The sequence below is a fragment of the Enterococcus sp. AZ095a genome (genome assembly GCF_050546735.1).
GTDB lineage: Bacteria > Bacillota > Bacilli > Lactobacillales > Enterococcaceae > Enterococcus_D > Enterococcus_D entomosocium.
Map to the genome: position 1 here is coordinate 2814699 of NZ_CP172953.1, position 12004 is coordinate 2826702.

13 protein-coding genes are annotated in these 12004 nt (G+C 43.4%); 5 read left to right on the forward strand and 8 right to left on the reverse strand.

What is annotated here, in order from left to right:
- Nucleotides 1-71 precede the first annotated feature (71 nt).
- Nucleotides 72-1079 (reverse strand): aldo/keto reductase, encoded by a 1008-nt coding sequence (locus tag IGJ26_RS12905; protein ID WP_086316509.1) that lies wholly within the window; start codon nucleotides 1077-1079, stop codon nucleotides 72-74.
- 253 nt (nucleotides 1080-1332) lie between these two features.
- On the opposite strand from IGJ26_RS12905, the gene IGJ26_RS12910 reads away from it, so the two are divergent.
- Nucleotides 1333-1779 (forward strand): MerR family transcriptional regulator, encoded by a 447-nt coding sequence (locus tag IGJ26_RS12910; RefSeq protein WP_016612709.1) that lies wholly within the window; start codon nucleotides 1333-1335, stop codon nucleotides 1777-1779.
- Between the two features lie 140 nt (nucleotides 1780-1919).
- Here the strand turns inward: IGJ26_RS12910 and IGJ26_RS12915 are convergent, their stop codons facing one another.
- The 5 genes from IGJ26_RS12915 to IGJ26_RS12935 are packed head-to-tail and all read right to left on the reverse strand — an operon-like array spanning nucleotide 1920 to nucleotide 6292.
- The gene (locus IGJ26_RS12915) at nucleotides 1920-2993 is read right to left on the reverse strand and encodes an ABC transporter substrate-binding protein (RefSeq protein WP_194199245.1); all 1074 of its coding nucleotides are present in this window, start codon (nucleotides 2991-2993) and stop codon (nucleotides 1920-1922) included.
- Complete coding sequence (locus tag IGJ26_RS12920) at nucleotides 2990-3826, reverse strand: ABC transporter permease (protein WP_005228535.1); 837 nt, start codon at nucleotides 3824-3826, stop codon at nucleotides 2990-2992. The genes IGJ26_RS12915 and IGJ26_RS12920 overlap by 4 nt, the downstream gene beginning before the upstream one ends.
- A complete protein-coding gene (locus IGJ26_RS12925) occupies nucleotides 3823-4632 on the reverse strand; it encodes an ABC transporter permease (protein ID WP_005234157.1) in 810 nt (269 codons plus the stop codon). The genes IGJ26_RS12920 and IGJ26_RS12925 overlap by 4 nt, the downstream gene beginning before the upstream one ends.
- A 12-nt stretch (nucleotides 4633-4644) precedes the next feature.
- On the reverse strand, nucleotides 4645-5733 hold the full coding sequence (locus IGJ26_RS12930) for an ABC transporter ATP-binding protein (protein WP_005234156.1): 1089 nt from the start codon (nucleotides 5731-5733) through the stop codon (nucleotides 4645-4647).
- Between the two features lie 16 nt (nucleotides 5734-5749).
- Nucleotides 5750-6292, reverse strand: a complete 543-nt coding sequence (locus IGJ26_RS12935; RefSeq protein ID WP_008380724.1) for a helix-turn-helix domain-containing protein — start codon at nucleotides 6290-6292, stop codon at nucleotides 5750-5752.
- A gap of 386 nt (nucleotides 6293-6678) precedes the next feature.
- On the opposite strand from IGJ26_RS12935, the gene IGJ26_RS12940 reads away from it, so the two are divergent.
- From IGJ26_RS12940 to IGJ26_RS12955, 4 genes are read left to right on the forward strand one after another with little or no spacing between them, the layout of a single operon-like run.
- Nucleotides 6679-7668 carry an acryloyl-CoA reductase gene (locus tag IGJ26_RS12940; protein ID WP_061053175.1) on the forward strand — a complete coding sequence of 330 codons (990 nt, stop codon included), beginning with the start codon at nucleotides 6679-6681 and terminating at the stop codon, nucleotides 7666-7668.
- A complete protein-coding gene (coaB, locus tag IGJ26_RS12945; protein WP_061053176.1) occupies nucleotides 7665-8414 on the forward strand; it encodes a phosphopantothenate--cysteine ligase in 750 nt (249 codons plus the stop codon). Before IGJ26_RS12940 ends, coaB begins: the two co-directional genes overlap by 4 nt.
- A 31-nt stretch (nucleotides 8415-8445) precedes the next feature.
- A complete protein-coding gene (gene coaC / locus IGJ26_RS12950; RefSeq protein ID WP_005228528.1) occupies nucleotides 8446-9003 on the forward strand; it encodes a phosphopantothenoylcysteine decarboxylase in 558 nt (185 codons plus the stop codon).
- A 2-nt stretch (nucleotides 9004-9005) separates the two neighbouring features.
- Nucleotides 9006-9650, forward strand: coding sequence for an ECF transporter S component (locus tag IGJ26_RS12955; RefSeq protein ID WP_061053177.1), 645 nt, complete (start codon nucleotides 9006-9008; stop codon nucleotides 9648-9650).
- Between the two features lie 65 nt (nucleotides 9651-9715).
- On the opposite strand, the gene IGJ26_RS12960 is transcribed toward IGJ26_RS12955, so the two are convergent.
- Nucleotides 9716-10936, reverse strand: coding sequence for a hypothetical protein (locus tag IGJ26_RS12960; RefSeq protein ID WP_061053178.1), 1221 nt, complete (start codon nucleotides 10934-10936; stop codon nucleotides 9716-9718).
- Nucleotides 10937-11052: 116 nt separating this feature from the next.
- Nucleotides 11053-11937: a UDP-N-acetylmuramate dehydrogenase gene (gene murB / locus IGJ26_RS12965; protein ID WP_196043984.1), complete on the reverse strand. Its 885-nt coding sequence runs from the start codon at nucleotides 11935-11937 to the stop codon at nucleotides 11053-11055.
- Between the last annotated feature and the right edge of the window lie 67 nt (nucleotides 11938-12004).

Genomic DNA, 12004 nt, shown 5'->3' on the forward strand with positions numbered 1-12004 from the left:
TGTTAATGAACTATACGCAAAAAAACAGACTACATTTGTCATGCAGTCTGCTTTTCCAACTTTTTCTTTATTTAGTGTTTGTCCCACTGTTTTCCGAAAGATTGTTGTTGTGATTCGACATGTCCTCGATGGCCATATACAGGTATTTGATTCAATTGGTTTTCAATTACTTGAAACTCGGTATCTGTAAGCTGTACATCCCAAGCAGCTAGATTTTCCAAAATCCTGCCTCGATTTTTTGATCCAGGAATCGGCACTGCATTCGGGTACTTGTGAAGCATCCACGCCAATGAAATTTGGGCATTTGTCGACTGCTTTGCTTGAGCGACTTCTGCTAGCATATTTAAAATCGGTTGATTGGCTACGAGGTTTTCTTTAGCCAGCTGAGGGACGAATTTGCGAACATCATCCCCTTCAAAGGATGTATCTGGTGTGACTTTTCCAGATAAAAACCCACTAGCGATTGGTGAAAAAGGAACGACGGCGATCTCGTTCTCAAGACAATAGGGGAAAATCTCTCGCTCACAATCACGCTCAACCATTGAATAGAGATTTTGCACAGCACCAACGGGGGTAATCCCATGTGCTTTAGCAAGTGTCTCCACGGAAACTTGTGAGAGTCCCCATTCTCTGATCATACCTTCTTTGATCAATCGTCCCATCACATCAGCTATTTCTTCTAAAGAAAGCTGTTCATTGATTCGATGAAGATAATAGAGATCAACATAATCGGTGCGCAATTTTTCCATTGAAGCAATCAAATGGTTACGGATGGCTGTGTAAAGAGTTGTGCTTTCATTCACTTCTTTTTCGTCGAGATGATACTTGGTGGCAAGAACAACTTTGTTTCGAAAAGGCGACAGTGCTTTACCCACCAACTCCTCATTATGTCCAGAATAAAACATTTCTTTTCCATAAGCTTCTGCTGTATCAAAAAATGTACAGCCAAATTCGTAAGCTTTGCGAATAGATGCAATACTCTCTTTTTCTTCTGGCACCTTTCCATATCCGTGAGAAAACCCCATACACCCCATTCCGATTGGCGAAACTGCTAAACTTCTGATTTTTCTATTCTTCATATTACAATTCCCTCCTTCATCGATACCTTATGCACTCGTTAAGCTAGCTAAACTTTAGCATCTTCGAGTCACTCGAAGTCAAGGAGTTTCTAACAATCATTTTTCTTCCACCTTTTGTCTTTTTGAGGCTCTCAAATAGGAAGCTACTTTTCTCCACAAAATTATCTGTGCTATAATACGCGATATAAAAAGAAAATGATCTACAACAGTTTTTACTAATACGTTCAAACGACTTGCTTGACTTCAGCAAATTATGAAAGGCGTGACCAACATTTACTCTATCAAAGAAGCAGCCACGATCACTGAATTGTCTGAACACACGATTCGCTATTATACCGATATGGGTTTGGTTCCTAGTTTGATCAGGGACAAAAACAACAGACGGGTTTTTAATCAGACTTCCATCAATTGGTTAACTGGTATCAAGAATTTGCGCGAAACAGGCATGTCTTTAGAAGCCATTAAGCATTATATTTCGCTTTGCCTCCTTGGCGATTCGACGATCAAAGAAAGAGCCGACATCATTCAATCGCAAAAAGAAAAAGCGCTCGTTAAACTTACAGAAGCGCAAAAACGAGTCGCTTATTTAGAAAAGAAAAGCAATACCTATCAAGAGCTCATCAACCAGAAAACAGCTTCTAACGATCCATTGAATCCGGCAACTTGGGAGGAGGAAGCAGTATTGCGGAATAGAACTTGAATGAAGATATTTTACCAATGATTTGGATCAATAGACACTTAATTTTTTGATGATTATATTCGTATAGTGCTGAAATAGACTATTCATTACTAAAAAACTGCCATTAAACAGGATCCATTCCCTGCTTAATGGCAGTTTGCTTATTTCCGATACATCTTCAATTCCAAGAACAAATCATTATAGATGCCCAGATACTCAGCACCTAAGTTTTCATAGACTTCGAGGTGTTCCATCAATTCATCGGATGGATAGAATTGTTCGTCTTCGGTGATCTCGTCTGGCAGTAATGCCATGGCTGCTTGGTTAGGTGTGGAATAGCCGATGTATTCTGCGTTTTGTGCAGCGTTCTCGGGTTCCAGCATAAAGTTCAAGAAGGCGTAGGCGCCGGCTTCGTTTTGTGAGGTCTTAGGAATGACCATATTATCGAACCACAAGTTGGAGCCTTCTGAAGGGATCACGTAATGAATGTGCTCGTTCTCGTACATCATGTCGGCTGCTTCCCCAGAAAATGTGACCGCAACCGATGCTTCTTCATTTGCCATGTACATCTTGATTTCATCTGCGACAATGGCTTTGATATTTGGAGTCATGGTCCGCAGCTTATTGAATGCCTCTTGCAGCTGATCATCGTCTTTGCTGTTAAGAGAATAGCCTAAGCTGTCCAAACCTAATCCCATTACTTCACGCGCGCCATCGATCAGCATGATGCTATTTGCTAATTCGGGTTTCCAAAGATCGTCCCATTGGGTGATTTCACCTTCATCAAAGAACTTATCGTTATAGACGATCCCCAGTGTTCCCCAGAAATAAGGGATCGAATATTGATTGCCAGGATCAAAACTCAGGTCCAAAAAGCGAGGGTCGATATTGTCTAGCCCTTTGATTTTGCTGTGATCCAATGGTTTTAAAAGATTTTGTTCCATCATTTTCTCAATCATGTATTCACTCGGTATGGCGATGTCATAAGACGTACCGCCTTGTTGGATCTTCGTGAACATCGCTTCATTTGAGTCAAAGGTTTCATAATTGACTTTGTAGCCAGTCTCTTCTTCAAACTTACTGATCAAATCAGGGTCGATGTAGTCGCCCCAGTTGTAGATGTTGACGACCTCAGCACCTGCCATACCAGAGGTGCGTTCCAATTCACGGACACCAAAGAGCAAGATCAGGACGATCGCAACAATACCGATAATCAGAGATTGTAGTCGTTTCATCGCAGATTTGCCACCTCCACACGGCGGTTTTTACGTAATTTCTTCGCGCCGTTTTCTTTACTGATAAAGTAATAGCCTACCACCAGAATCATGGAGAATAAGAAGACAAGTGTGCTTAATGCATTGATTTCTAAACTGATTCCTTGACGTGCTCTAGAATAGATCTCTACTGATAAGGTACTAAAGCCATTGCCCGTCACAAAGAATGTCACGGCAAAATCATCAAGTGAATAAGTAAAGGCCATGAAATAGCCGGCGATGATGCCCGGTGTCAAGAAAGGCAAAATGATATTTTTGATGACTTGAAAATTATTCGCGCCTAAATCACGGGCAGCATCGATCATTGAATCGTTCATCTCTTGCAATTTCGGCAAGACCATCAAGACCACGATCGGGATACTAAAGGCGATATGCGAAAGCAATACGCTGAAAAAGCCTAAGCTAAACCCACGGAACAAGTTGCCGATCATCGTAAAGAAAATCAAGAAGCTGGCACCAATGATGACATCTGGTGAAACCAGCAAAATATTATTTAAACTCAACAAGGCCGTTCTCGTTCGGCGCTTGCGGGTATAGTAGATGCCCATCGCACCAAATGTGCCAATGATCGTTGCCAGTAATGCTGATAAAAATGCCAGCATAAAGGTGTTCAACACGATGATCATCAAGCGGGTATCTTGAAAGACGGATTGGTAATGTTCAAAAGTGAAACCCGTAAAAGCATTCATGGTGCCTCCTTCATTGAAGGAATAGAAAATCAAATAAAAGATCGGCACGTACAAAAGAATAAAGACGACGATCAGATAAAGATTCGACCAGCGAAATTTTTTCATTTACGTTGCCCTCCTTTTTTCTTTTCTCCCGTAAACAACATCACGAGGAACATGGCGATGATCAAAATGACGCCGATGGTCGAACCCATGCCCCAATTTTGGGTAACGAGAAAGTGCTGCTCGATCGCCGTACCAAGCGTGATCACGCGATTTCCCCCAATCAAACGGGTCAACATGAAGAGGGAGAGCGATGGAATGAAGACGGCTTGGACGCCGCTTTTTACCCCGTTTAACGAAAGAGGGAAAATCACTCGTCGGAAAGTATCATAACTGTTTGCCCCTAGATCGCGACTGGCACTGATCAAAGAGGGATTCATTTCTTCTAAGGCATTAAAAATCGGCATGATCATAAAGGGCAGTTCGATATAGACGGCAACCGTCAAAAAGCTGAAGTCAGTAAACAAAATCTGCTTTGGTCCAACCCCCATGATTTCTAGGAAGTTGTTGACACTGCCATGAATGCCGAAAATCCCAATAAACGCATAGGCTTTTAACAATAAGTTGACCCACGTTGGTAAGATGATCAACAGCAGCCACAAATCTTTGTGACGCAGCTTAGTTAAGAAATAGGCTGTCGGGTAGCTGATCACTAAGGTAATCAAGGTGATCAAAAAGGCATACCAAACCGAGTTTAAGGTCATGATCAAATATTTGCCAGAACCTAAGTAGCTTTGATAATTGACCAGCGAAAAGTTGCCGTTCATATCAAAAAAGGATTGGTAGATGATCAATAAGACTGGTGCAATAACAAATAGCAATAACCAAAAGACATAGGGTATCGCATAAAAACGACGCATTTTCGTCATTTGCTTTCCCTCCTAATCTTCGTAGCTCTCTAAACGAGCATCAAAATCTTCTTCGGACTCATTGAAACGCATGACGTGGATGTCTTCTGGTTCAAAGGAAAGACCGATCTTACTTCCTTCAGTGGCTTTTCTTGTAGAGTGAACCATCCATTCGTTGCCTTGTTCGTCGTAACAAATGATTTCGTAATGCACGCCTCGGAACAATTGAGTATCCACTTCAACGACTAACTTGCCTTTCTCAACGGTCGTCAAATTCAAATCTTCCGGACGGATCACGATCTCAACGGCTTCATTCGGACGCATCCCGCCATCGACACATTCAAACTGCTTGCCGACAAACTCCACTAAGTTGTCTTCGATCATCGTACCTGTAACGATGTTGCTTTCACCAACAAAATCCGCTACAAAATGGTTGATTGGTTCATCGTAGATATCCACTGGCGTGCCACTTTGGACGATTTTCCCTTTGTTCATAACGAAAATCTCATCACTCATCGCCAACGCTTCTTCTTGGTCATGGGTGACAAAAATAAAGGTGATGCCTAGTCGCTGCTGCAATTCCCGCAGCTCGTATTGCATGTCAGTTCGCAATTTCAAGTCCAATGCGGACAATGGTTCATCAAGAAGCAATACTTTGGGTTCATTGACGATCGCTCGTGCGATTGCGACCCGTTGGCGTTGACCTCCTGACATTTCGCTGATTTCACGATTCTCATAACCAGGAAGTTGTACTAACCGTAACGCTTCTAAGACTTTTTTATTCACTTCATCTTTTGGTAATTTTTTGATTCGCAGACCAAATGCCACATTTTCAAAAACGTTCATATGTGGGAATAAGGCATAATCTTGAAAGACAGTATTCACTTGCCGTTGATTGGCAGGAACGTCATTAATTCTTTGTCCATCAAAATAAACGTCGCCTTCTGTTGCGTCCGAAAAACCCGCAATGATGCGTAAAATAGTTGTTTTTCCACAACCTGAAGGACCTAACAATGTATAAAAGCGACCTTCTTCAATATCAAAACTCACTTTTTTCAAAACTGTTTCATCATCATCAAATCGTTTCACCACATTGTTGAATGAAATTATTGTTTTTCCCACACTCTTTCCTCCTGTACTATAAATAAGAATCCGTTACGACTACGAGCACACGGCTTTTTTTGCCGGCGATATTTTTTAATTGATGCGGCTCAGTCGCCTGATAATAGATCGATTGGCCTTTACGAGCCTTGTACTGCGTTTCTCCTAACGACAACGCCACACTGCCCTCTAAGACATAGATAAATGTTTCTGCTAACGATGGTTCAAAGGTCTTGTATTCGCCGGCTTTATCAAAAGTCAGCAAGACTGGCTCCATTTCTTTTTCATTGGAATCGGGAATCAGCCATTTCAATTCATAGCCATTTTCTTCATCATAATAAAGCGTACTGTCTTCTTCGCGATAAACCACTTGATGCTGCGCATTTTCTTCTCGGAAAAATTCCTCTGGTGTCACGCCTAAAACTTCTAAGATCGTAAAAAAAGTTTCCATAGAAGGCGAACTCAAATCACGTTCCAACTGTGAGATATAGCCTTTCGTCAAATCGGTCCGCTCGCCTAATTCTTCTTGGGTCAAATTCTTTTGAACGCGCAAATTGCGCAGCTTCTCGCCAATCTCCATGTTCATTCCCCCTTTTATTGACACAACTGCAAGTAAAAAAGTTTGCTATAAGTAAACTTCATGTTTAATTTCACTTTTTCTAGTATACAAATTATTGCAGAAAACACAAGCCTTTTTTCTGCATTTCTTTGAATTCTTTTCTTGCTGCTCAAAAAAAGGAGTGACGCTAAACGCTTGTGCTATAAAGGAAAGGATTGGCGGTCCCGTCATTTTCGCTTTTCACAGGTTTAAAAGAACAACTTCTATTTTAACGAAGAAAAGGTAGATTTAATAATGATCTGTTTTTACTGATTTTTTGATAAGAAGCCCTGCCTTTTCTTGCTTCACTGGTTAAAAAAATAAAACTTATGGTATTATGAGTACAAACCATCAAAGGAGTGTCTGAAATGACGAATTTCTCTACCTTTCGTGTCATGAATGAACCAAATTTTACTGCTTCACTCACAACTGCAACCCTTGACGAGCTGCCAGCAGGCGATGTGCTTGTCCGGGTTGATTACTCAGATGTCAATTACAAAGATGCCTTGGCAGCAAATGAAAATGGCGGCGTGATTCGCACGTATCCGATGACGCCGGGAATCGATTTAGCAGGGGAAGTCGTGGACAGTCAGTCTGCTGATTTTGCCCCAGGCGATCAAGTTTTAGTGACTGGCTATGGCTTAGGGGTTTCTCACCCAGGCGGTTACAGTCAATTTCAACAGGTCCCAGCCGAGTGGCTCGTGAAACGTTCTGCTGGTTTTTCAGCGAAAGACAGTATGACCTATGGCACGGCTGGGTTCACAGCAGCTTTAGCGGTGCAAGAATTAGAGCAGCTGCACTTAGCAAAAGACGCTGCGATTTTGGTGACAGGTGCGAGCGGTGGCGTCGGCAGTGTCAGCATTGCCTTTTTGAAAAAACTGGGCTATACAAATATAGTGGCGCTATCTCGTAAAACCGATGCGCAATGGTTGTTAGACCTAGGCGCAGCAAAAATCATCCGTCCGGATGAAGTGGTACCCGAAAAGGTCAAACCATTAGCAAAACAATCGTTTGCAGCGGTCATCGATACGGTTGGTGGTCCATTGCTTGCGGCAGTGCTTCCGCAAATCGCTTATGGGGGCGGTGCCTTCTTATGCGGCAATGCTGGTGGGATCAAAATCGAAACGACTGTCTTACCCTTTATTTTGCGTGGGATTCGCGTAATTGGGATCGATTCAGTCAATGTTTCCCATGAGATCCGCACGGCATTATGGGAGAAATTAGCGGGTGAGTGGAATGTGATCGATCAGCTTTACACGAAAGCCATCACTTTGGAAGACTTACCAGAAACGTTGGCAGCTTTATTAGCTGGCACGCACCAAGGACGGACGATCGTTGAGGTGTCACAAGGGCAATGAGAATTTTGATTACGGCTGGCGGTACTTCCGAAAAAATCGATGATGTCCGTGCAATCACGAATCATTCCACGGGTTCACTTGGTCAAGCGATTGCCAATGAATGGCTGCGGTACCCTGAGGTGACCATCGATTACGTTACGACGAAAACTGCCAAGCAACCGCCTACCGATCCACGAGTTACCTGTCATTTCATTGAAGGGACCACGGACTTGTTGGGGCAATTGACCGATTTATTGACGACCCATTCGTATGCTGCCGTGATCCACAGTATGGCAGTTAGTGATTTTACCCCTGCTGCTCATTTTTCAGAAGCAGCCTTTTATGAAGCAATCAACGATGCCCTACCGACTTATGACAACCAGGTCACTCCGGCATTGATGGCACACGTGCTCGAACAATCTGAAGCAACGGCAGGCAAAGTTTCTTCCAATACGGATCATTTGTTTTTAGTGTTGAAGAAAACCCCGAAAGTGATCCAAACCATCAAAGCATTACAGCCGACAACCTTATTAGTCGGATTCAAATTATTAGTAGCCGTCGCGGAAGCCGAGTTGTTTGCGGTCGCACGAAAAAGTCTGCTGGCTAGCCAAGCGGATTATGTGTTGGCCAACGACTTGACGCAAATTTCTGGAAACCAGCATGTCGGACACCTTTTGACACAAGAAGGACAAATCGGGACTGGCCGCACAAAAGCTGAGATCGCAACCTTGATCGTTGACACATTACGCAATGACCTGCGTGCTTAGCTAGATGTTTTTTAGAAAAGGAGAAAGAAACATGAAACAAAAACACGTTCTGCTTGGCGTCAGCGGCAGTATCTCTGCATACAAAGCAGCCGACCTAACCAATGAATTAACCAAAAAGGGCTATGCAGTGGATGTCTTAATGACTCAAAATAGCACACAATTTATTACGCCTTTGACTCTACAGTCATTATCCAAACGCCCGATCCATGTGGATGTTATGCAAGAACGTCAACCAGATCGGATCAATCATATTGAACTAGCCAAACAAGCCGATCTTTTCTTGCTCGCCCCAGCCAGTGCCAACAGTATTGGCAAGCTGGCGCATGGGATAGCCGATGATTTGATCTCAACAGTTGCCTTAGCGTTGCCGTTATCCGTGCCCCGCTTGATTGCGCCAGCCATGAATACCGTCATGTACGAAAACCCGATTGTTCAAAGAAATTTGGGGATTTTGAAAGAAGTCGGCTTCCAAGAGATTGAACCCCGTGAAGCGTTACTGGCTTGCGGTGATTTCGGCAGAGGCGCATTAGCAGCAACAGAAACGATTCTCGAAAAAGCATTGACTGCTTTGGAAGTACGGAGTGTCTAATAATGAAAAAAATATCAACTTTTGAACTTGTCTTAACAGCTTTCTTTTTAGGAATCTTGATTCTTTTAGCATCGGTACCCTTTCTTGGGTTTATTCCCATAGGACCAATCAATGCGACAACGATGCACATTCCTGTGATCATCGCTTCCATTGTATTGGGCCCTCGGATCGGCGGCTTTTTAGGCGGCGCCTTTGGGATCATCAGTATGGTGCGTTCGACATGGATCATCACCCCGCTTTCTTTTGTCTTCTCTCCTTTCGTACCGATTTATGGGAGTGATCAAGGAAGTTGGAAAGCGATCCTCGTAGCGCTGATTCCCCGTATTTTGATTGGTGTCGTTCCTTACTTTGTTTATAAAGGCTGTCAAAAAATCTGGAAAAACAAACAGCAAAGTCTTTCGCTACTGATTGCTGGTGTTGCCGGAGGTTTGACGAATACGATTCTGGTAATGAACTTGATCTACTTCTTGTTCCAGCAAGAATATGCGGAGGTTGTGGGAAAAGCCGGCAATGCTGTTTACGCAGCGATTTTGGGTGTGATCTTCGCCCAAGGCGTGCCTGAAGCCATTGTGGCGGGAATCGCCACGATGGCAGTTGGAACCGTTCTTTTGCGCTTAGTCATGAACCGCAAAAAAAATCGAATCTAAAAAATAGCGACCGCCTAAAGTTAGCTTTTTGGCTAACTTAGGCGGTCGCTTCCCTTTTGAGTGACTCATAAACTTTGTGTCATCTGGAGTGCTTCGACAAGCTCTTGATACTGCTCTTGGGTCAAATACTCTTCATAAAATGTCAGATAATCATCGATATCTGCTTGGGTCAAATAAGGCAGCTCTTGCTTGATTTGCAGTAGCAGTTCCTCGAACTCCTCATCCGTCAGCATATAAGAAGACCAATCATCGGCTTCATCATAGCTATCCCAGTACTCATCATCATAATCATTCTCATACCCATCGTCATAGCTGTCATCCCAGCCATAATCATAGGGAGAAAACAATTCTTCTGGGTCAATCAATTCTTCCGCTGTGGGGATCGCAACGGCAGTATCACTTTTCTTTCCTGTAAAAGTCACCGTAGCTCCGATAGTCGTTTGCAGCTCATCCGCTTGCACGAAGTGAAAAGCCATTTTCTGCTGATTTGTTTTCGTATTGACGGTCATAGCTAAGTCAAACTGCTCGACTTCTTCCAGCATCGTTTCTAATTCGGCGACTTGCTTTTGATCGGCACCGTGTTCTTGGGCATAGGTTGCATAATCTGCCAATTCTTCTTTGGTAAACGTATGGCTGATCGTATCTCCATCTCTTTTGAAAGCATCCGGTTCGAAGGTTTTCAAATAGTCTGCAAACGTCTCATTATGAAAAAGACTGTTCATGGTAAAGAAGTTTTCAGGCGCTTTTTCTGCTTCGGTTGTCTCCTCGTCGTCCTCTGCAAAAGTTCCTTCGCCAAAGTAAGAATCTAAGGTTTCTTGATCGATGCGCAGGTACTTGCCCTCATATTCCCCAGCGTCTGGTGTTGTTCCATAACTGTCATCACCAAATGCGCTGATATACCCTTGCAGTGTTTCATAGATTTCAGCTGACACATACGCTTCTTGTTTTTCAGGATCGACGATCAGCTTGATCGGCAGCTCCTGCCCCCCATAAGCGACTGCCAGATTGAGTAAAATCGCTTTGGTTTCCTTGTCTTGGACGAAGTCCCCTTTAAATGACGAGCCTACTAACTGTGACATCAACATAGAGGCATACCTATCGGCTTCTTGACCGTATTCGCTGCTGTTGCCTATCTCAAAGGTATCGATCGTCGCTTGGAATTCACCAGCATTCGTTGCTTGCTGATTCGTCAACTGTTCGGCAAACTGTTCTTGCGGTAATTTCGTACAGCCACCGAAAAGAAAGGCGAACCCAACAAACAAAATGATGCGTCCCCACTTTTTCATCCTGCTCACTCCTTTTCGTTTATTGTACCGAAGACTGCGAAAGCTTACAATCCTAAGCTCTTTTTATTAGCTCTCATGAAAAAAAGATTGCCCCGGGGGACAATCTTTTCGCTAATCTATTCTTCACCGATGATTCGGACTTCTGTTTCTAAGGTGACATCAAAAGTTTCTTTGATGACTTGTTGGATATGGGCAATCAGTTCAACGTAATCCGTGGCTGTTGCTTGATCGACATTCACGATAAAGCCCGCATGTTTTTCTGAAATTTGGGCACCGCCCCATTTCAGTCCTTGTAAGCCTGCATCTTGGATCAGCTTGCCGGTAAAATGACCGACTGGACGTTTGAAGACACTCCCACAAGAGGGGTATTCTAGCGGTTGCTTCAATTGCCGCAATTCTGTCAGTTCATCCATTCGCTTTTTGATTTGTTCTTGATCACCTTTTGTTAGATCAAAGCGACTGCTCAAAATGATCATCTTTTGCTCTTGCAACTTGCTATGACGATAAGCAAATTCCATTTCTTCCTTGGTATATGTCACGATTTGACCATCAGCCAGCAAAACGTCGCAGGACGCAAAGACATCTTGGATCTCGCCATCATAGGCGCCTGCATTCATAAAGACGGCACCGCCGACACTGCCGGGAATCCCGCAGGCAAATTCAAAACCAGTCAAGGATTCATGCAAAGCGACATAGGTCGTATCGATCAACTTTGCTCCAGCATCGACGATCAAAGAAGTGCCGTCTACCACGATTTGGTTCATTTCCGACAGCATGATCACCACGCCACGAATACCACCATCACGGACGATCAAGTTGCTGGCGTTTCCTAAGACGATCCAAGGAATCGCTTGTTCTCGGCAATAATCAAGCAGCTGTTTAGCCTCTTCTGCTGTTTTGGGAAAAGCCAAAATGTCTGCCGGTCCACCAGTTTTTGTATACGTATAGTTCAATAAGGGTTCATCTTTTAATAAGGCAATTTCAGGGAATTGCGCAATCATCAAGTCTTTATTCACGAGAAGGTTTCCTTTCACAATAAACATCTCACTTATTTTAGCATGTTCAAGG